Source organism: Cyanobium sp. ULC065 (assembly GCF_977927515.1).
This window is the reverse complement of the sequence record NZ_OZ376393.1, coordinates 1505641-1525015: the sequence shown is the minus strand read 5'-3', so window position 1 is coordinate 1525015 and position 19375 is coordinate 1505641. Positions and strand designations below refer to the sequence as shown.

At 59.2% G+C, this 19375-nt stretch carries 18 protein-coding genes and 1 pseudogene; 8 read left to right on the top strand and 11 right to left on the bottom strand.

The genetic code is table 11. The features are described 5' to 3' along the window. Window positions 1–223: 223 nt before the first annotated feature. Both ACXMDP_RS07465 and ACXMDP_RS07460 read left to right on the top strand, forming a co-directional pair. Window positions 224–1393: a sensor histidine kinase gene (locus ACXMDP_RS07465; protein ID WP_259729632.1), complete on the top strand. Its 1170-nt coding sequence runs from the start codon at window positions 224–226 to the stop codon at window positions 1391–1393. Then, window positions 1371–2000 (top strand): response regulator transcription factor, encoded by a 630-nt coding sequence (locus tag ACXMDP_RS07460; RefSeq protein ID WP_259729633.1) that lies wholly within the window; start codon window positions 1371–1373, stop codon window positions 1998–2000. Before ACXMDP_RS07465 ends, ACXMDP_RS07460 begins: the two co-directional genes overlap by 23 nt. 78 nt (window positions 2001–2078) lie before the next feature. Here ACXMDP_RS07460 and ACXMDP_RS07455 read toward each other — a convergent pair whose 3' ends face one another. Beyond that, window positions 2079–2309, bottom strand: coding sequence for a hypothetical protein (locus ACXMDP_RS07455; RefSeq protein ID WP_259729634.1), 231 nt, complete (start codon window positions 2307–2309; stop codon window positions 2079–2081). A gap of 130 nt (window positions 2310–2439) precedes the next feature. On the opposite strand from ACXMDP_RS07455, the gene ACXMDP_RS07450 reads away from it, so the two are divergent. From ACXMDP_RS07450 to ACXMDP_RS07440, 3 genes are all read left to right on the top strand, one after another. Then, complete coding sequence (locus tag ACXMDP_RS07450) at window positions 2440–2592, top strand: hypothetical protein (RefSeq protein WP_259729635.1); 153 nt, start codon at window positions 2440–2442, stop codon at window positions 2590–2592. A gap of 85 nt (window positions 2593–2677) precedes the next feature. Then, complete coding sequence (locus ACXMDP_RS07445; protein ID WP_259729636.1) at window positions 2678–2980, top strand: hypothetical protein; 303 nt, start codon at window positions 2678–2680, stop codon at window positions 2978–2980. Between the two features lie 328 nt (window positions 2981–3308). Beyond that, window positions 3309–3932: a cation:proton antiporter domain-containing protein gene (locus ACXMDP_RS07440; RefSeq protein WP_457767189.1), complete on the top strand. Its 624-nt coding sequence runs from the start codon at window positions 3309–3311 to the stop codon at window positions 3930–3932. A gap of 172 nt (window positions 3933–4104) precedes the next feature. Here ACXMDP_RS07440 and ACXMDP_RS07435 read toward each other — a convergent pair whose 3' ends face one another. The 8 genes from ACXMDP_RS07435 to ACXMDP_RS07400 form a co-directional block, all read right to left on the bottom strand. Further along, the gene (locus ACXMDP_RS07435) at window positions 4105–4617 is read right to left on the bottom strand and encodes an SLOG cluster 4 domain-containing protein (RefSeq protein WP_259729637.1); all 513 of its coding nucleotides are present in this window, start codon (window positions 4615–4617) and stop codon (window positions 4105–4107) included. After that, entirely contained in the window at window positions 4614–4913 is a 300-nt protein-coding gene (locus ACXMDP_RS07430; RefSeq protein WP_259729638.1) for a galactose oxidase, read from the bottom strand. Before ACXMDP_RS07430 ends, ACXMDP_RS07435 begins: the two co-directional genes overlap by 4 nt. 716 nt (window positions 4914–5629) lie before the next feature. Next, the gene (locus ACXMDP_RS07425) at window positions 5630–6478 is read right to left on the bottom strand and encodes a hypothetical protein (protein WP_259729639.1); all 849 of its coding nucleotides are present in this window, start codon (window positions 6476–6478) and stop codon (window positions 5630–5632) included. 90 nt (window positions 6479–6568) lie between these two features. Then, the gene (locus ACXMDP_RS07420) at window positions 6569–6916 is read right to left on the bottom strand and encodes a hypothetical protein (protein WP_259729640.1); all 348 of its coding nucleotides are present in this window, start codon (window positions 6914–6916) and stop codon (window positions 6569–6571) included. 111 nt (window positions 6917–7027) lie between these two features. After that, on the bottom strand, window positions 7028–7378 hold the full coding sequence (locus ACXMDP_RS07415; protein WP_259729641.1) for a hypothetical protein: 351 nt from the start codon (window positions 7376–7378) through the stop codon (window positions 7028–7030). A 53-nt stretch (window positions 7379–7431) separates the two neighbouring features. After that, window positions 7432–11256, bottom strand: a complete 3825-nt coding sequence (locus tag ACXMDP_RS07410) for a CHAT domain-containing tetratricopeptide repeat protein (RefSeq protein ID WP_259729642.1) — start codon at window positions 11254–11256, stop codon at window positions 7432–7434. Continuing rightward, on the bottom strand, window positions 11249–12358 hold the full coding sequence (locus tag ACXMDP_RS07405; protein ID WP_457767188.1) for a hypothetical protein: 1110 nt from the start codon (window positions 12356–12358) through the stop codon (window positions 11249–11251). Before ACXMDP_RS07405 ends, ACXMDP_RS07410 begins: the two co-directional genes overlap by 8 nt. Before the next feature lie 47 nt (window positions 12359–12405). Beyond that, window positions 12406–13371: a hypothetical protein gene (locus ACXMDP_RS07400; protein ID WP_259729644.1), complete on the bottom strand. Its 966-nt coding sequence runs from the start codon at window positions 13369–13371 to the stop codon at window positions 12406–12408. 510 nt (window positions 13372–13881) lie between these two features. Between ACXMDP_RS07400 and ACXMDP_RS07395 the strand changes: the two genes are divergently transcribed. Together ACXMDP_RS07395 and ACXMDP_RS07390 are read left to right on the top strand one after the other, a co-directional pair. Then, window positions 13882–14664: a hypothetical protein gene (locus ACXMDP_RS07395; protein WP_259729645.1), complete on the top strand. Its 783-nt coding sequence runs from the start codon at window positions 13882–13884 to the stop codon at window positions 14662–14664. Continuing rightward, entirely contained in the window at window positions 14661–14978 is a 318-nt protein-coding gene (locus ACXMDP_RS07390; RefSeq protein ID WP_259729646.1) for a hypothetical protein, read from the top strand. The genes ACXMDP_RS07395 and ACXMDP_RS07390 overlap by 4 nt, the downstream gene beginning before the upstream one ends. 212 nt (window positions 14979–15190) lie before the next feature. Here ACXMDP_RS07390 and ACXMDP_RS07385 read toward each other — a convergent pair whose 3' ends face one another. Both ACXMDP_RS07385 and ACXMDP_RS07380 read right to left on the bottom strand, forming a co-directional pair. Then, window positions 15191–16081 (bottom strand): hypothetical protein, encoded by an 891-nt coding sequence (locus ACXMDP_RS07385; protein ID WP_457767187.1) that lies wholly within the window; start codon window positions 16079–16081, stop codon window positions 15191–15193. Between the two features lie 1129 nt (window positions 16082–17210). Then, a pseudogene (locus ACXMDP_RS07380) lies at window positions 17211–17450 on the bottom strand (IS5/IS1182 family transposase); the annotation flags it as partial. Window positions 17451–17663: 213 nt separating this feature from the next. Here ACXMDP_RS07380 and ACXMDP_RS07375 point away from each other — a divergent pair. After that, window positions 17664–19373 carry a mechanosensitive ion channel family protein gene (locus ACXMDP_RS07375; protein WP_259729648.1) on the top strand — a complete coding sequence of 570 codons (1710 nt, stop codon included), beginning with the start codon at window positions 17664–17666 and terminating at the stop codon, window positions 19371–19373. Window positions 19374–19375: the final 2 nt, after the last annotated feature.

Here is a 19375-nt window from a genome sequence, read left to right as displayed (position 1 = left end):
TGAACTTCAGTTTGAGGATCTTGTTGCTCTTGCTGCATGGGTGGTTCAACGGCTGATCTACAAACCATCTAAACTCACCCACAGCTCTTTAGATACCCACAGCTATCATTGAAATGGATGACACTTGTCATGTCTAAGCCTGACAGGTGTCATAGCACGATTAACGGATGATCACACAGGCTATAATGGAGCAACATTCTTACTCTATTTGATGATTCTAGACGTGAGCTCCTCTCAATCACTTCGCTGGACGTTGCGCGTCGGCGAGTGGCTCCTATTACTAATGACTGTCTTGATCTATGCGCTTATCGAAGTCTCCACGCTTGAGCTAATTGTCAAATGTATAGCGTTTTGTATTCTCTTTTTCTGTCTCAGTTTCGTCTTGCCGCTCGATCGCCCGCTTTGGCAACGTCGTGCTTACATTGCCCTTGAGATGGGATTAGCGGGCATTGCGATTGCGTCTGGAGTTGAACTCAGCTTTATTCTATATCTGCTGCTTATCAAGGCTTGTTTCTTATTGCCTCGCCGCGAAGTCGTTTTAACCAATCTAGTTGCTGCAACCGTCTGGCTGGCTAGTATTGGTTCGCTATATCCTTATCTGCGGCAACAGCGAATCCCAGAGTTTGACGGTGTAACTGTGCAGTCCAGTCTTTCTATGACCCTCCTGCACGCTTTGCTGATCTATGCCAGTGCAAGCATTTTTGTCGTGCTCCTAGGCTTTGTGATTGTTGCAGAACGCGAAAGTCGCCAACAGGCAGAAGAATTGTCGCAAGAAGTGGAAGTGTTGAGTGCCAAACTAGAACGGCTGCGAATTGCACGTGATATTCATGATTCCCTGGGACACTCCCTCACATCCTTGGGAGTGCAACTGGAAGTCGCTCAGAAACTGCGCGATCGCGATTTAGCCAAGTCCTTTCTCTCGGTAGACAATGCCGCCTTGTTGGCAAGTCAGTGCTTGCAAGATGTGCGGCATATTGTTCAAACCATGCGACAGCAGTCCTACTTTAATCCTAGCGACGCGCTGCAGGAACGAGTTGCACAGATGCGCCAACAGGGGATTTCCATTCAAGTCAGTTTAAAATGGCCCGCCCTCTCGCTGCAGTCGAGCTATCATCTTTACTGCATTTTGAAAGAAGGCTTGATTAATGTGCAGAAGCACGCGAAGGCGACTCAGGTGACGCTGCAAGGAATGGTTGTCTCAGACACGATCGTTGTTACGCTGCAAGACGATGGTCAAGGATTTGACTTGGAGCAGCCGTTATCAGGTTGCGGCTTACCAGGAATGCAGGAACGGGTAGAACTCCTGGGTGGAACCCTTAAGATCAGTACAGGTTCCGAACCAGGAACGCAGATCAAAATCGTTATTCCCTATGATTCGAGTGCTCGTCGTTGATGATCAATCCTTCTTTCGAGAAGGTTTATCCGCGTTGTTGTCGCTAGAGTCAGACATCGATGTAGTCGGACAGGCAGCGGATGGGAGAGTGGCTATCGACCTAACCGGTACGATTCAGCCGGATGTGATTCTGATGGATATTCGCATGCCCAACTGTGACGGAGTCACGGCAACGCGAGAAATTCTCCGCAGCTACCCGTGGATACGTATCCTGGTGCTGACAACCTTTGACCAGGATGATTATGTTTGGGAATCGTTAAAAGCAGGAGCAACTGGATACCTAATCAAGAATACTCCCTCTGGGCAGGTGGCTGACGCTATCAGAACAATACATAAAGGACACAGCCAGCTTGGGCCAACGATTGCACCCAAAGTCTTTGCCCAGATTCAACAACCTGTTCGTGCTACCCCAGCCAACTTAGCCTTCAGCGAGCGAGAGTTACTGGTTCTCAAGCTACTCGGGCAGGGAAAGACAAACCGTGAAATAGCTACAACCTTGCATATCACCGAAGGAACTGTCAGAAATTACGTCAGTCGGATTCTAAGCGAGTTAGGCCTAAACGATCGTACTCAAGCTGCACTCTGGGCACATGGAAACTTAGATTAGCGATTGCCAACTCAAACCCAAGACGCTGAAACGCTTTCAAGACCCGCTGCCGGGGCGCACCCACCGGAAACTTCGGCATTAACCAGCCAGAACGGTTTCGGCCAGAAACACCTCCTCAGCAGGATCCTCCTGGGTGATGGAATCAAGCCCGAACGTCTCGCCATGAAACGCAAGGGCAGAACGCACATCTGCAAGTGCAGCTTCATAGCTATCGCCTTGTCCAACAGCCACACCTGTGATCCCGAGGGGATAAGCCACATAACCATCCGCATGGCGCTCTACCACTACTTTCAGCCGCCGGGATGCCATCGGAGGCCGTCTCTGCTCAGTTGCCTCCACATTAAGACTGATGGCCCAGCTGAGGGGCCTCGGCCTCTAGCACGTTCCCCAGCCCGAGACCCTCGTCCGGCTCTTTGCTGCCTCAGCCCTCCGCGCCGAGGTGTCCGCAGCCCACTGCTACGCAGAAGCCTTTGGCTTCGATGAAGCCACCCGCTACAAGGATGACGCGATCTCCCCGCTGGAGTTCCACTGGGAGAGCCAGCGCCTCACCGAGGCATCCTCCGCCACCGGGCAGCGCTACATTGTCCGGTGACGATTAGATTGGCGGGACTGCGCAATTACATAGGCGGGTCTTAAGACGCGACAACAGGGCTCCGATTCCAGTCTTGAGCGTTGTCATGCCCGCCCCTTTGTCGTTGCGGATCAAGGAGCGGTACATGGCCAAACGGGCCCAGGGCCTCAGCCAGCAGATCGACGCTCATGGAGCCGGTATCTCGGTGCGTAGCGCCCAGCGCATCGATCGAGGAGACCATCAGCCCCAGAACCAGCCGCAGCGCGGCCGGAGTTGGCGCACCCGAGCTGATCCACTCGCCGCCGTATGGGAGAGCGTGTTGGTGCCGATACTTGAGCAGCTGCCGCAGCTTGAACCTCAGACCCTGCTGCTCCATCTCGAGCAAAGCTTCCCTGGCCAGGAGTGGTAACGCCGCAAACGCACCCTTCAGCGGCGGGTGGAGCAATGGCGGGCGCTGCAGGGTGCGGCCCAGGAGGTGCTGTTCCTGCAGGACCACCGCGCCGGGGTGCTGGGCATCTCACATTTCACCCTGCTCAAGGGCGAACCCATCACCGTGGCCGGCGAGGCGGTGGAGTACCGGCTCTTTCATTTCTGCGTGCCTTTCTCGGGCTGGTGCCATGTGGAGGTGATCCACGGCGGGGAGAGCTTTGTCGCCCTCTCAGAAGCGCTGCAGAACGCGCTGGCGGCCTGCGGCGGGACCGGCGGGATCGGGCGGCGGTTTGTTGGTGGGGGTTCTGATGGCTGCAGCAAGCTTTCCCCTCGCCGGTTGGTGGGTTCGCCGCCATGGCGCCCTGGAGCCCGGCCGCCTGGAGGTGATGCTGCTGCTGATCGGTTGCAGCTGGCTGGGGGAATTCTTTGGGCTCACCAGTCTTCTGGGGACCCTCCTCGGCGGCACCCTGTTCACCCGCCTGGCACCGATGGAGGAGGGCAGCCTCAAGGGACAGGAGCTGCTCAGGGTGCTGGGGCTGCTCTCCGAAGTGTTCCTGCCGCTTTATTCCCTCAGTGTCGGCATGCGGATTGATGCCGGCACCCTGCTGCAGTCCACCGCCTGGAGCATGGCCTCCCTGCTAATCGTCCTGGGGATCGCCTGCAATTTGATCTGTGCCCTGGGTATCGGCCGGGGGGACCGGGCCGCAGGGGTGGATCGCTGGGTGGTGGTGTTCGGCCTGATTCCCCGGGGGCTACCGGGGTTGGTGTTCGCCTCCACCGCCCTGGGGGCGGGGGTGATCAGGAAGGCCCAGTTCTCCTCCCTGGTGCTGACGGTTGCCGTGACCACTGTGCTTGGGCTGCTGTTGCTGGCCCGGCGCCTGCGTTGGTTGGAGATGCAAGCGGATGCAACGCGTATGGCCACCGTCCGGTAGCACCTGCGTGATTTCAGCAACGGGATCTCCTGATCGGGAAGCAACTCGCCGCTGGTGATCTCCAGCCGCTGCACCTGGCGCTCCCAGCGGGTCGGGCGAAAGCGCAGCACCTGACGGCCGTCGCTCAGCCAGCCCTCCTTTGGCGTCAGGGGGACACGAGGTGATGGCCGACTCATGCCCCTGTAAGTCTGGCCTCGATCAACCGGCAGCACTCCTGCACATCGCTCGCGCTCTCTACCCCCTTGCCGAGCGAGCAGAAGAACTCACGCCACAGCGGCGGCACCGCCAGCAGGATCAACGGCCTGCCCGCATTGAGCGCATGGGCGGCTTCTGAGGCTGTGCCGGGGCCTCCGCCCCCGCAGATCACCACCACATCGGCGCTGAGCACGTTGATCACGTTGCGGGCCTTGCCCATGCCGGTGAACAGGGCCAGATCCAGCTCCGCCGTGCATTGCCGGTCGTCACCCTTCCCTTCATCGGGCAACACCCCCACCACCAAGTGCCCCTCCACCCGCACTGCGCCGCGGCTGGCCGCCGCCATCACCCCCGCCGGGCGGCCACCGGTGAGCAGCACCCATCCCCTGGTGCTGATGCACTCCCCCAGCTCCTCGGCCAGGACCACCGCCTCAGCGGAAGCGCCCTCTCCAGCACCCATCACACCCACCACCGCACGCCGGCTGCTCATGCCACCTCCTGGCACCAGCCCCGCTGGCGCGTCATGTCCTCGGTCCAACCCTGGCACCGGCAGGTGAGGTGCTCCCCTTGGGTCAGCAGGCCCTGGTGCAGCTGGCAGGTGAGCAGGGGGATGCAGCTCACCCCCGCGTAATGCCGGAAGAAGTGGCAGGTGAGGCAAACCGTGTGGCTGCGGCTGGCCACCAGCACCTCCTCATCGAGGTAAGGCCAATGCTCGTAGCCGCCATCGTCTGCCGCTGAGCTGGGCGCCCTCCGGGTGCCGCGGGAGCGGGGTGGGGAAGCAGCCACGGCGACTTCATCGCAGAGAACACCTGTACTATCAGAGGTCATCTGGTTCTGGCCAGCTAGGGCGCGACCTCAGCTGGATCCCCAGGTGACAACGACGCGCTGTAAGCGGGCTGATCGATCCGGCGCCCACACCAGGACCCAATTCCTTGAGGACCCCCGGCCAGGACTACACGTGATCTTGGCCAAGCAAGCACCCCACCTCAGACACCGACCGCAGGTGGACGGTCACCGTCGCAACGGATCGACGACAGCCGTGGACGAACGCGGATGAGTCACTGCCGCTGGGGCCAGCTAGCGCTGCGATTGGCTTAATGGCGAGGGACCCCTCGCTGGTGGACAGACGTAGAGGCGGTGGCAGGGGCAGCGCTGCCGCCAAGAGGCATGCCGCCTGCGCAACGCTTGCCACTGCGAGCAGGTGGCCACGGGGGGGGGTCGCCAACCCCATCAGTTCACCGGCTTGACTTTGCACAATCCCCAGCCAGGTAAAGCACTGGGAGAACACCGAAGACGTCATTCCATAGCCTTTGTTAGTCCCTTGGCGTTCGCTCCAAAATGCAGTGAGACTACCCACTGGGAGCTGAGAAGCCCGCCCAGGCCACCTTGCTGGTAGGTCTTGCTGATGAATTGTGTGCACCTCCTACGCTCTTGCATGGCTGTTGGTATCTGCTGCAATCGGCGGATGCCGCCTTAGTTGAGAATCGACGAATACCCGGGCTTCAGATCATTATCCGTGGCCTACCTTGTGCCGTGCCAACCAGCGGTTGAGCGATAGCGGCCACCGTCCGAAGCGAGGGAGGCATGAAGATCCTGTAGTCGGCATGGGCGCCACGCTTCCAGGGTTGGTGCTTGGCGGAGTCCACAAGGGTCTCGATGGCGTGAGCGTTGTGAAGCGTTTGCATTGCTAAGCGCTGCAGATCCTCACGACGTCGGGTAACGGCACCGATGCGATGGCGCATCTGCACTTCCTGTGGCGTTTCCGCCTCGTCGTTTCGAACGCTCAGCAGCACGGCACAGCCCGGGAGCATGGAGAGTGAACCCCCGAACGTGAAGGGAGCCAGCAGGATGCCGAGCCCGCCGAGGGCAACACCGGAGACGTTCATCAGGTTGATCTGCTGCTGGCGCACCTGGCGGGTGTGCACTAGGGCCCGATCCAGTTCGTGGCACTGACTGCTTTCCAGTTGCAGCGCTTCCATACCCGCAAGGAGCCTCCGGGCACTGACGTCGATGGTCAGCATGTGATTATGCAAGGCTTGAGCCGAGCTGGCGTCAAACTCCAGCAGATCCCAGATCTTCCAGCACCTGTAGTTGGGATGGGGGTAGAAATAGACCTGGCAGAGGATGATGTCATTCTCCTCGTAGCCATCCAGCTGACGTACCAGGGCGTTGTCGGGCCAATAGGCGGTGTCGTAGATCTCACCATTAGCAATTCTGATCAGCAGACGGGTGTGGGAGGGGTACTGGCGTCGCCTGATGATGGTCCCGCAGATCATCTGCACGCTCTGGCGGGCGCGCTCAAGGGCTTCGCTGGGGCAGGTTTTTGTGAGTGAGGTGGAGGAAAGGGTCATGGGAGCGGAGGGTGGGGACGAGTTCTCTTTGTTGCGGGATGACTGGTCTGATGCAGCATCCCTACAGCAAAGGAGAGGTGGTGGATCGACTCAGCTCCTCTGCATCTCGGCCAGTCGTGTCAGAACGACCCGGCCGGGATAGGGACCATCCGCGCCAAAGAACCCGATCACGTAACGGAGGAGTTCATCGGGATCCGTGAGCAACGCGCGCAGGGCCTGCCGCTCCCGTTCAGCAGCATTGATCCATGTCTGAGCCTCTTTGATCCAGAGGGAGTTCTCCCGCAGTTTCGCTGCCTGTCGCATCTGATGCTCAAGGGATTCAAGCAACATGTCCTCGATTGCACAGGCATAGGTGTTGAGCTTGCGGGGAGCCTCAGGCCCTAAGCGTGACAACACTTCAAGAGATTGCGGGGAGAGGCAGGGGAGATCGTTGGTCATGGTGATGGCTAGGTCTGAGGGCATCAGCTGGGGGGTGTCGGGTGCCAGGAAGGGGAGAGAAGCCCGCTTGCCTGTCCTGTCTCCCTCTTGTTTGGCAGACTGTGGGCTGATTCAGCTCCTGCGGAGCGACCAGTTCCACTTGCAGGTCGTGAGCAAGACGGAACCATCCTCAGCTGCTGTACTTCCCACCAGCTGAAGACCATTGAGCTCTCGCTCGTAGCGGGCATAGGGGGAACGACGTAACTGCCGGCTCATGAGCGTCCATCGCTGCATGCCGTAGTGATGGTCCTGGTCGCCGTAAGCCACGGCGATGCGTATGCTGGAGGCCGAAATGGCGCGTTGCTGGCAACGGCGCTGGGCATGGCCTACGTCGCGATTGGTACCGATCAAATGGATCGCTGGTAGAGCAATCAGGTTGGGATCGACAGCGGCAATGGCATCAAGTTGGCGGTGGTGGCCCATGACCGAAGGGGGAATCGAACACCAGCCAGTAGTTCCCGGTAAGGACCAACGATTCAGACCGCCTGGGTCGGAAGCGCTTGGAGCCCTTTGATCGGCCGCCAGTCGCCCACAAGCTGCCATGCCGCCCAGTAATAGGGGTGGCGCCATACGAAGTTGATGTGGTTGCGAAATTCCCTCTGCACCTGACGGAGCGCGTCTGAGCGGCCAAGACTTTGTTTCAGCAGGGAGTAAAAACGCACCATGAACTCGCCTGTAGCGTCATCAGGCACATGCCAAAGGCTCAGCAGCGTAGAGCGTGCTCCGGCCACGATCAGGGCCCGCTGCAGGCCGTACACACCTTCGCCGGTGTAGATGTCCCCGCGGCCAGTATCACAGGCTGAGAGGGTGACCAGTTCGGTTCCTTGCAGGTTGAGAAGCGTTGCTTCCAGGGCGGTGAGATACCCATCGTCGTCTGGATCGGCGTCGGGATGGTTGGCACCGGCGAGCACGAGGCCGCTGCGCACCATCGGATCCTCTCCGCGGAAGTTGGTCAGCAGATGGCCACCTAGTGAGGTAGCGCTTAGCTGCCCAGGAGGTTCCTCCAGCTTCTCATCGGGAAGAAAGTACCCGTGGGTCGCCACATGCAGAACGAGCGGATGGGAAGCACGCTGAAGAGTCTTGGTGCTGGCATCAGCCTCAGTGAAGAGATCGGCATCCAGCAGGCAGGCCACCTGGCGTCCCTCCTGATCGGACCCCAGCAGGGGTTGCCATCTCCGGGACGTTCCGAGCTCACTGGAACGCCTTCTCACCGACGCACCACCATCCTCCCGATGATCCTTATTGCTCCCCGGCTCAAGGTCATACCGAGGATTAGCCATCACAAGGGAACGCTGCAGGGTGGTGGCCGCATGCTCAGGTGTTAGCAGATCGCGGCCCGTGGACAGGATGCTGATATCAATCCAATCGCTAAACAGATGATCAGGCTGCCCTGGCATCGGCAGCGCATGGAAGGGAAGGCGATGAAGCTCACCATCCATTGAAAGGAAGCAGCGGGTCGCGGTGCCAAGTGCACTCAGGAGTGGTGGCAGGAGGGCCTTGCTGAGCTCCATCCAGCACTCCGCGGCATCGGCGAGGCCTTCAGTGGTGGCCTCCAGCGCCTGAGTAATCAGCGCTTCCAGCAGGCGAGCTCGCCCCAGGTCCACCTGCGCCACGGTGCCGGTACTAGCCAGAACTAGTGCCAGATAACGTGGTTCGCCCCATGATGCTTCACCCCTGGGCCAGAATCGCTGAAACTCGACCAGAAGAGTCTCGGCCGGCAATGCGTCGGCGACCTCCGCAATCTCAACCGACTTAAGATTCGCTATCGGAGCTACCCGGAAGAGTTGACGTTCCAGATCAGCACTCACAAGCTGCAGTTTTCGGCGTTGGTCTGGAGGAACCGTGGTTGAGCTCATCCTCTGCACTAGGGAAGTGAGACGTGCTGCAATTTCTTGATGGGGACCAGGCAACAGGTGAAGACGCATCTGTCGTTGCTCAATCTCCTGAATCAGGCCCTGGAAGTTCAACCGGGTCCATAGAGCCAACTCTGTGGATGGTGGATGGAGTACACCAAGGGCAAAGGCCAGCCATTTATTGGAATCCTGCAGCTCCAGCAGTGCGATCCGTTGGGCAGATGGAAGTACCAGTAGCTCTCGTCTCAGCCAGGTTGTCTGGATGCGCAACCCCCTCCTGAGGTAGCCTTCAGCCGCTAAGAACTTCTCCTCCAAAACGTAGAGTATTGCCTGATCTATTAGGCTCGAGGCAGTCTTTGGGTGTTCAGCGCCCAAGGCCTGCTCAGTGATAGCGAGTGCTCTTCGATATAATGGTTCCGCCGCGTCGTACTGCCCTAGATGTTGATACAGACCGGCGAGCATATTGAGGCTCAAGGCAGTCTTTGGGTGCTCAGCGCCCAAGGCCTGCTCAGTGATAGCGAGTGCTCTTCGAAATAATGGTTCCGCCGCGCTGTACTGCCCTAGATCTTGGTACAGCCAGGCAAGACTGCTGAGGCTCGAGGCAGTCTCTGGGTGCTCAGCGCCCAAGGCCTGCTCAGTGATAGCGAGTGCTCTTCGATAGAATGGTTCAGCCGCGTCGTACCGCCCTCGACATTGGTACAGCCGGGCAAGACTGTTGAGGTAGATGGCAATCTGTGGGTGCTCAGAGCCTAAGGCCTGCTCTGAGATAGCAAGTGCTTTCTGATATAATCGTTCCGCCGCGTCGTACTGCCCTAGATCTTGGTACAGCCAGGCAAGACTGCTGAGGCTCGAGGCAGTCTCTGGGTGCTCAGCGCCCAAGGCCTGCTCAGTGATAGCGAGTGCTCTTCGATGTAATGTTTCCGCCGCGCTGTACTGCCCTAGATCTTGGTACAGCCAGGCAAGACTGCTGAGGCTCGAGGCAGTCTCTGGGTGCTCAGCGCCCAAGGCCTGCTCAGTGATCGCGAGTGCTCTTCGAAATAATGGTTCCGCCGCGCTGTACTGCCCTAGATCTTGGTACAGCCGGGCAAGACTGCTGAGGCTCGAGGCAGTCTCTGGGTGCTCAGCGCCCAAGGCCTGCTCAGTGATAGCGAGCGCTCGTTGATACAGCGGCTCAGACGTGCTGTACTGTCCTTGAGCCCGGTAGATGTCGGCAAGATAATTTAGGCTCCTAGCAGTAGAGGGGTGCTCAGAGCCTAAGGCCTGCTCTGAGATAGCGAGCGCTTTTCGATATAATTGTTCCGCCGCGTCGTACTGCCGTTGATATTGGTACACCCCTGCAAGTTGAATGAGCTTGATGATAGTGCTCGGGTGCTCAGGGCCCAAAGCCTGCTCAGTGATCGCGAGTGCTCTTCGATGTAATGATTCCGCCGCGCTGTACTGCCCTAGATCTTGGTACAGACCGGCGAGCATATTGAGGCTCGCGGCAGTCTCTGGGTGCTCAGCGCCCAAGGTCTGCTCAGTGATCGCGAGTGCTCTTCGATATAATGGTTCCGCTGCGTCATATTGCCCTTGACGTCGGTACAGGCCGGCAAGAATGTGTAGGCTCGAGACATTCTCTGGGTGCTCATGGCCTAAGGCCTGCTCAGTGATCGCTAGTGCTCTTCGGCATAATGTTTCCGCCGCGCCGTACTGCCCTTGATCTTGCTTCAGCAGGGTAAGAAGGTTTAGACTGAGAGCAGTCTCTGGATGTTCAGGGCCCAAGGCCTGCTCATTGATTGCGAGTACTCTTCGATACAATGTTTCCGCCGTGCCGTACTGCCCTAGATCTTGGTACAGCCGGGCAAGATTGTTGAGGCAGATGGCAATCTGTGGATGCTCAGGGCCTAAGGCCTCTTCCTTGATCGCCAGTGCTCTGTGATACAGCGGTTCAGCTAGGACGAATTGCCCTAGATCTTGGTAAAGCCGGGCAAGATTGTTGAGGCAGGTGGCAATCTGTGGGTGCTTAGGGCCTAAGGCCTCTTCCTTGATCGCCAGCGCTCTGTGATAGAGCGGCTTAGCTACGCTGAATCGCCCTTGAGCCGTGTAGAGCCCAGCCAGATTATTGAGACTCGAGGCAGTCTCTGGATGCTCAGGTCCCAAGGCCTGCTCAGTGATCGCCAAAACTCGGTAGTGCTCCCTTTCAGCTTCCTCGTAACGACCATTCTCGCAATAGAATTCAGCAAGATGGTGTATGGCTATAGCTGTATGCGGATGAAAGTCTCCATTCACGCGCTCACTCAAGGCGACCAGCCTGATCATTTCCTCAAGAGAAGGGCTCTCATTGAGATTCTTGATCGAATACAGCTTAGACCAGAGTTCTTCAAGCTCCTGAGAATTCTCAGCTACATCCTGTTCGCTAGAGTTGTCAAGTGCTCCTCCATCTGATTGTGCTGCTGGATTGTCAACCATGCTTTAGCCGTAGGCGAGCCGCAATCTCCTCAGCAAGGCGAATAGTGGCATCGCGTCCTATCCCAATGTCTTCTGTAGTGAACAACTCTTGCACACTATCCCCACGACAGAGCCATGCTTCGCATTGATCAATAACTTCTGATTCAGTCACCACGAGACTTACTTTTGCGTAGGCTCCTCCCGAGGTTCCGTAGGGCCGCAGCTTTAAGGTGCAGCTTTCGCCAGCGTTCAAGGGCTCCAGCGACCAGCCAATCGCGCCTTCAATCGGCTTCTTGCTTGTAGCCAGTTGCTGCCACACCGGCACCCCATCCCGTTCGATCAGGATCTCCGCCAGGGGGCGATCGGCCCAGATCGTAGGGGTGCGGCTCACTACTAGGGATACATGGTTGCCTTCCTCATCCAGATCCACCCGTGGATTGACCAGGAACACCTCCGCCTGATCCGCGGCCCGTGCACCAGCGACTAGCAGAGGGATCAGGGCGGGAGCCTCCTGCAGTTGGTGCTTCAGCCATTCTTGAATCTGAGCCTGCAGTTCCTGCAGTGCTGGTCCGATCGCTAGGGGGGAAGCTTCACTCGCTGCCGGGACTGCCACCCGTGGCAATGCACTGGTGGGAAGCATCGTTGTCCAGCGCAGGAATTGCTCGAACCCTCCCCTAAAGGCCGCGATTGGAATCTCAACCGTGGCTGCGCTCAGGGCCTGGCCCCCACTCGAGATGTGCGCCACGAGCGCCGGGCCGTCCATTACACCCGCTACCCGAACAACGCCGTTGTCTTCCTCTATCTGCACCACCAGCAGGATCTGAGGTGCGGTGGCTTCCTGCCGCCAGGGGCTGAGATCCACCGCGATCGTTTCGGCCATTTCTGTGCTGCAGAGCAGCTGTGTGGCCAGTCCGTTCACAGCCAGCAGCCTTCCCGGTGTCTCCGGCTCCAGCTCCGGGCCGATGGTGATTGCAATCTTGCGGCGCAGGATTTCTCCCTTGAGGCCCTCCAAGGCCAGGGCCCGCAAGTATCGATCCCAAGCGGCCGCGTCGCTGTCGGCAGGATCCACACAGTTGGCGGCACGGGTGATCTGCGCTTCGCTGAGCACCACCTCATCGACCAACAGCGGTCTGCCGCTCCAGTGCATCTCAGTCGGATTCAACCTGATGGTCATGGCATCCCTCCCGATTCCTCTCGAGCAGTGCTGGTGGTGCCGGTATGGATGTTGTGCATGGCGATGCGGAGCCAGCGGCGCAGGGGGGGATCCTCTCCTTGTTGTTCCGAAATCAGCAGGTGATTCACCAGCCGATCAGCCGCGGCATCAAGCTTCTCGGGACTGCCGAAGGCCATCGTGAAGGCTGGTAGCGGTGCGAGGCGTTGCAGAGCTCTGGTGGCGATCTCCCTGGCCCGAATCTGCACACTGAGTCGGCGGCTCACCCGCGCTTGGGCGGCTCCGCAGCAGGCAGCGATCTCCCTCGTACTTTGTCCTTCCAGCCAGCCTCGCCAGAAACACCACTGTTCAGCCTCCACGGCAAGGCCCGCCAGCATCAGCTGCACATAGGCCAATCCCTCGGCTTCCAATGCCTCCGCAGCTAGGACCCCAATAGCGGAGTCATGTTCCTGATCCACCAGACGCTCCAGATGGGTGGCTCCTGGGTCGGCCAGCTGCTCCTCAGCGCGATCGCTGCCCTGCATGGAAAGAAGATTTCGCTCATGGCTCTGCCAGCGGCCTGTTTGGAGCCTGCGCACCGCCTGCTCCATCGTGTGCAAATCATCTTCCGTGTCTGCCCAGTGCCGCTGAGGGTCCACCTCCTGAAAGAAAGCCGCATCCGGCTCCCAGCCCCGCTGTCGTCCCGTTCGCTGCCGGTAGGTCAGCTTCGCTTTCCTGTAAGCCAGTAGGTAGCGACGATGCAGCGCCTCCGCTGTCTCAGGTGTGAGGGAGGTGGTCTGACCAGGCAACACCATGGCTTCATGCACCTGCCTATGGCTGCAGTCGCCCAGCAGGGCCCACTTCCCGATCAGCAGCACCCCCATCTCCAGGAGATAGGCCTTGTAGTCGTTACGGCCAATCAGGCGTTGCCTGGCCCAGTGGGGCAAGCCGGCCCGCTCAGGATCAAAGCTGCGGATGACCTCCACTGTGAACGGAACTCTGAACTCGGCAGGTGGCGGGACGTGACAGAAAGGGACGCTCCCACCCCGGTCATCCAGGGCGAAGGCAGCCAGCGCCGCAAGCTCCACGCCATAGGTGTGGTGAAAATCACGATAATGAGTACGGACGCACTGCTCCAGCGACCTGCTGACCCGACAACGCAGGCAGAGCAACGCTCCTGGAGTTTCCTTGCGTGCCTCCGCCAGCAGTTGGCGATCGCCGGAAGCCGTGGCTTCCTCGAGATCCTCAAGCCCGCATCGCCTTAAGGCCAGCTCGGATGCTTCCTGCTTTAGGGAGATGATCTCGCCGCTACCGGCCAAGCTGCGCAGAACTGTGTAGTGCTCAGCAGGCAAGTGAAGTCTTGGATGCTTTGGCCAGCATTCTGACAGCTCTCCCGAGAAACGGGCTTATGGACTGAATCAGGCTGGCGGCTCTGGAACCAGAAGAGGGAGCAGGGGGCCTTCCACTCCCCTACCACCTGATTTAGTCACCCAACCATGGCCCGCATTCTCACGAACTCACCATTCGCGACCACCGGTATCCCCATCTCCATCACCGGCCAGTGCAAGCAGCAGCCCAACGGCAGTTACGACATCCAGAAGAACTCAGCCATTCAGCTCTCGAGCGGTCTTTGCCTGATTACTGAGACCAACTGGACGGGTATCCGCCTGAACCTGCCCTGCCTCTTCCTGGCTGAAAAACTCAACTCCGGTGCCCACAGGCTCGGTGAGTCTGTGATAGGTACCCATTACGCCAAGCTTTCCAAAACCATCATCCTCAACAACAATGAGGGAACCAGCTATGACATTGATACGACGCTCAATAACTACATGAACAGCTGGAAGCTACTCAACGATGCAGAAAAGGCCGCCTTTCTCAGCGGTGCCCAGGCTGCTGTCAGTGGTGCTGTGTGTGGATGGCAATCCACCGCCTTTTTCCTCGATTGCATCACGCCCGGTGGGCCATTGCTCCCCGTGTTCTCAGGTCTGCTGGCACTGACGTCCGGTGCAGTGTGCGTGAACGGATTGCAGAACATGAGCGAAGCCGCCAAGATCGCAGCCAAGGAGGCCGTAAGGATGCAGCGCTATTCAGACGATCTCAATCGGCTGGTTTTTCAGATTGGTGGCGACAGCAACACCATTCTCTTTACTCCTCAGATCCACACCTATTGCACATGGATGGCAGGAACCTGTGCCGGCATCGAACACATTGCCCGGCAAACGGTAGGCAACATTGGGATTCTGTTTAACAACACCCCAGGTCTCCAGCTGGCGTCATGAACTCTCCCTGGCAGGACACCTTTTCCTACCTCTCAGACAGGGGTGCCGACTATGGCATCACGGCGGATGAGCTGATCGCCAGCACACCCACGTTCATCCAACACGATCCCCACGCTGTGATGTCCTTCTGGCAGCAGAAGGACATCAGCCACATCCTGCCCACCAGCAGACATCCAGAACTGGCGGGTGACTTCAACAACTGGATTCCAGAGGACCCAGGGCCAAATCACGCCCGGCAGGATCAGATCATGAGCTGGTACGACCATGCTCAAGCCCAGCTGGACAACTTCCTGGATGCCTACTGGCTATCCTGAAGATCCACGCTGGTCGTTGGCCATGGAACCGCCACGGGTGAAAAGCTCGATGCGGGTCACCCTGTGTCTGGCTCATCCCCGTGAACCAGCCGCTTGGCAGGGTGTGGAAGTAGGTGCCAGCTGGGTTTTTCCCCAGCGCCTGCAGGAAGCGAAAGGGCTTGGTGGGTGCTGGCTCATTCGGGCATCCCTATCAACGTAAAAAAGCCGGGGAACTAGGCTTCATTAGCCCTTTTTCGTTGCTGAAACTTCCAGCCACACCGTCTGCCACCATCACTGTTGCCGCGCCTTACCACGTACCAACCCTCGAGTCCCTTCAGTGGTTGTGGTCCAGCTCCTTCCTTCCAGCTCTCAATAGCTTTACGACGGATCGTTGCTTCGTCATAACAACCCAGGTGATCTTTCAACTCCCTTGAGGTGTATATTTTCGGCTCGAGATCATGCGGTTTCACCTGATGCTGGTTGTTCGGCGAGGGGATGATTCGAGCGCTGCTGATTTTCTGGAGAATGTCTCCCGTTGTCGGCAGTCCGAGCTGAGCCCGCAGAAAGGCATGCTCCATCAGATTGGCTTGAATTTCATCCGGCCTGAGCCGGGACTCGTAGAACTTCAAACAAGCTTGAATTCCGTTCAACTTATCACGCGCATCGGCACTGACTTGAGAGACACTCCTCAGTATCTCTTTGCTGACTTCTACAACACGCTGCTGTGCACTGGTGTGTACCCGCATGGTTTCCATCAACCACTGGGTTGGAATGACAAGCTCGCCAAGACGTGCCAATGCCTTCTGCTCAGTTTCTGCAAAGGATTGCAGCGGAAGCGATCCACTGAACTGTGCTCCTAGCTCCTTGATACGCACGCACTCAGCAGAGATAGTCCTCCAGATCTCGGCTTCTGTGGCGATGGTCTCACCGATCCCTGCATGGCACTGTGAAGCCGGTGAGCGCTCAATGTGAATCCTAGCCTTACCGCCGAAAGCAACTTCCGATTGGGAATTCCTGTCAGCCTGCGGGCTGGCTTGACTGGAACTCCTGGCTTTCACGGGCTGGCCTGGAGGAACCACGACGGTTCTGGGATCGACGGGCTCTGGGGGCAGTCCCTTTGTCACGTGCTTCATTGCCGGCTTGAACTCGCTGTGCCGTAGCGAGGCTCATTTGAGACGGATGATAGCAAGATTCTGCCCGTCTGGGCCCTGGTATGTCCACCAGGGGTAGTAGTACTGATCAAATCCGACCTCTTCCATCCGCTACTGGTGGAGTGCGAGGGGGATAGACGGGTTCGTGCTCTCCGGATCTTGGTGTACAAATGGGCCCGCGAGCCACCGCCAGTAGGCACTTTGTAGGCATGACATCGCCAAAACCCACTGCCCGGCAACGCCCTCCAGCGGACTTAAAATCCGCAGGCCGCAAGGCTGTGGGGGTTCAAGTCCCCCTGCCCCCATTGGTGAGAGAGGCCCGAAGGGAGGGCTTCCGGTGGGACACCGGCCTCTGAGATTTTGGCAAGGGCTGTCATGGGTGTCACTTCGCTAGGCATTGAGATGTGCTGAAACGGCTTCAATCAGCGTTGAGCAAACTCCCAGCGGCTCTGACAACTGGAGCAAGTGGCTCACTACAACTTATTAGCCGGTTGTTTTAAGGGATGGAATGCGATAGGCGCTAGAACCACTTGATTGGGATCTCGACGCGCGTGCAACTGCTGAGTTCGCCCTGAAGCAGCAAAATCAGATGACAAGGTTGCGGCATGCAATGGAACGCCCCGCGACAAGCAAGCTTTTGCGAAGTCTTACCACCAGAGACAATCGTGAGTAGAGAACCGACATCAAGACATAATCCGATTGAGAACGATAAATCAACCGAAGACTTTGGGGCTGAACCGGGAAACACACACGCAGTATGACATAATCACAGAAACCCACTGCTTTATATACATACAGCCATGGGAAATCCGATCCGCTCAGAAGTAGTCGCCGGTGGATTTGCTCTTGCTGGGGCTCTTCTCGGAGGATTAATCAGCTATGCAACAACCAGGGCTGAGCAGCGATAGGCACGCGCAGAGCGCAACATCGCCAAGCTCTGCGACCAAGTCTCAGCCTATTACCAGTTTGAGCAACTTTACAAGGAAGAATTGGCTCGTCCCGATCCAGAGGGGCGAAGCGCAAAAACGATTATGGAGGACATGCGCACTAGAGTTACTCAATCTGGTGATTTCGAGCGACCAAACATCACTTCACTCGCCGCTAGAACGATTCGACGCGAGTGGACATAGATGGCCTGCAGCAACAAGGCCAGCAGGAGTTGCTCCGGCGGACTTGAGGGGGGTCCTGCCTCGGGATAGAGCTTGCTGAAGGTGGGAGTGAGGCGATCCAGCGCCTGATCCCCCAGTCGCCGCACCTGCCGCAGATGATGGGCGTTGGGGATCCGCTCCTCCGTGGAGACATAGGAGAACAGAGGGCCGGTCCTCTCCTGGTGGCCGCGCATCCGCTCAATGTCGTTGGGCCATTCTCCCGCGGCTGGATGGGATTTTCAGCAGCCTCCTCGTGCGGCAGCGGGGATCGGCCTGCGGGGAGAGAGCCTGCTACGCAGGTGCGAAACCAGGACAACGGCGCAGACTTGCCAGGGCGGGGCTTCAAGCGATGGGAATTCAATCAGGAAGGGGTTGATAAGGTCCGTTGACGTTCTGGACGAAGCATCGTGGGACAGTCCGAGCCCTGGGTCCTTCGCTCCCGCTGGTTCCGTTTTCTTCTGCCCCTGCTGGCCGCTCTGCTCGCGATGCAGCTGCTGGTGGCGGCCCCCCTGGCCCGCGCGGTTGACGCCCCGACTCCTGTCTCCGTTTCCGCCCAGAAGAGCACTCCCCCGCCGGCCTACATCGAACTGGATGGCCGCCGGGTGCTGGAGATCCGGGCCGGTGTCGGCGCCCAGAGCCCTGCGCAGATGGCGCGGCGTGGCAGCCAACGGCTGGCCGAGCTGGCCGCCAACTACTCGATCGAGCCCACCCAGATCGTCGTACAGGAGGACCCGCCTTACACCACCATCGGTCTGATGAAGGGCGGCGTGTTTGAGCCCAGGATCTCGGTGGATGACCGCAACGCGGCCCGCTTTCAGCTCAGTCGTCAGCAGCTGGCCCAGCGCTACCTGGAGCAGATTCGCGCGGCGATCGTGCGCTACCGCCAGACCCACCGGCGTTCGGACTGGCTGCGGGGCACCGCCCTGGCTCTGCTGGCCCTGGGCATGTACATCCTCTGGCTGAGGGGCCAGATGGCCTTGAACCGCCGCCTGGGGCGCTGGATCAATGACCCCGCCAACCACCGGATCCGGGGACTGCAGGTGGGCGGCAACCAGTGGCTCACCGCGGATCAGGAGCGCAGCCTCCTCGATCCCTTGCGCCGGATCGTGCACGGGGCCGTTCTGCTGCTGGTCAGTTATCTCTCCATCCCCCTGTTTCTCGGGCTGTTCCCCCCTACCCAGGCCCTCTCCGAAACCCTGCGGGGCCAGATCACCGGGCTGGTGGTGGGCGGTGCACAGGCCGTGACCAAGGCCATCCCCGACCTGGTCTCCGTGGTGGTGATCCTCGGCCTCTCGGTATTGCTGATGCGGGCCAGCAATGCCTGGTTCCGGGCGGTGGAGCTGGGCAAGCTGCGTCTGCGCTGGTTCTATCCCGAATGGGCCCGGCCCACAGCCCGGCTGGTGGGGATTGGCATCCTGTTGCTCGGTGTGGTGCTGGCCTACCCCTACATCCCAGGAGCCAACAGCAAGGCCTTCCAGGGGGCTGGCCTGTTCGTGGGGGTGCTGGCGGCCCTGGGCTCGAGTGCCGTGGCCGCCAACCTGATCGGCGGGCTGATGCTCACCTACACCCGGGCCTACCAGGAAGGCGACCGGGTCAACATCAACGGCACCGTCGGCATCGTTCACGACTCCGCCCTGTTGGTGACGCGCCTGCGCACCCCCCACAATGAGGTGGTGAGCATCCCCAACGCCACCGTGCTGGGGGCCTCGATCGTCAATTACAGCCTGGCCCGCCGGGAAATCGCTGAGCCGGTGGTGATCGCCACCACCGTCACCATTGGCTACGACGTGCCCTGGCGGCAGGTTCACCGGCTGATGCTGGAGGCGGCCAGCGCCACCGCAGGCATCAGCCGGGAGATGCCCCCATTCGTGCTCCAGACCTCACTGAACGACTTCCACATCAGCTATGAACTCAACGCCTACGTAGAAGATGTGGACACCTACCGCAGGACCCTTTCGGATCTGCTGGGGGCCATCCAGGATCAGTTCGCCGAGGCCGGGGTCGAGATCCTTTCGCCGGGCTACCACGCCATGCGCGATGGCAACGCCCTCACTGTGCCCCCCTGGCCGCCTGGGAGCTTCGGCACACCGACCCGCACTCCGCCTGCCGCCGGTTGACG

Bases quoted from the DNA above. Each gene is read 5' to 3' on its own strand.
- ACXMDP_RS07460 (WP_259729633.1), top strand. From the start codon at position 1,371: ATGATTCGAGTGCTCGTCGTTGATGATCAATCCTTCTTTCGAGAAGGT.
- ACXMDP_RS07455 (WP_259729634.1), bottom strand. From the start codon at position 2,309: ATGGCATCCCGGCGGCTGAAAGTAGTGGTAGAGCGCCATGCGGATGGT.
- ACXMDP_RS07445 (WP_259729636.1), top strand. From the start codon at position 2,678: ATGCCCGCCCCTTTGTCGTTGCGGATCAAGGAGCGGTACATGGCCAAA.
- ACXMDP_RS07440 (WP_457767189.1), top strand. From the start codon at position 3,309: ATGGCTGCAGCAAGCTTTCCCCTCGCCGGTTGGTGGGTTCGCCGCCAT.
- ACXMDP_RS07435 (WP_259729637.1), bottom strand. From the start codon at position 4,617: ATGAGCAGCCGGCGTGCGGTGGTGGGTGTGATGGGTGCTGGAGAGGGC.
- ACXMDP_RS07425 (WP_259729639.1), bottom strand. From the start codon at position 6,478: ATGACCCTTTCCTCCACCTCACTCACAAAAACCTGCCCCAGCGAAGCC.
- ACXMDP_RS07420 (WP_259729640.1), bottom strand. From the start codon at position 6,916: ATGACCAACGATCTCCCCTGCCTCTCCCCGCAATCTCTTGAAGTGTTG.
- ACXMDP_RS07415 (WP_259729641.1), bottom strand. From the start codon at position 7,378: ATGGGCCACCACCGCCAACTTGATGCCATTGCCGCTGTCGATCCCAAC.
- ACXMDP_RS07410 (WP_259729642.1), bottom strand. From the start codon at position 11,256: ATGGTTGACAATCCAGCAGCACAATCAGATGGAGGAGCACTTGACAAC.
- ACXMDP_RS07395 (WP_259729645.1), top strand. From the start codon at position 13,882: ATGGCCCGCATTCTCACGAACTCACCATTCGCGACCACCGGTATCCCC.
- ACXMDP_RS07390 (WP_259729646.1), top strand. From the start codon at position 14,661: ATGAACTCTCCCTGGCAGGACACCTTTTCCTACCTCTCAGACAGGGGT.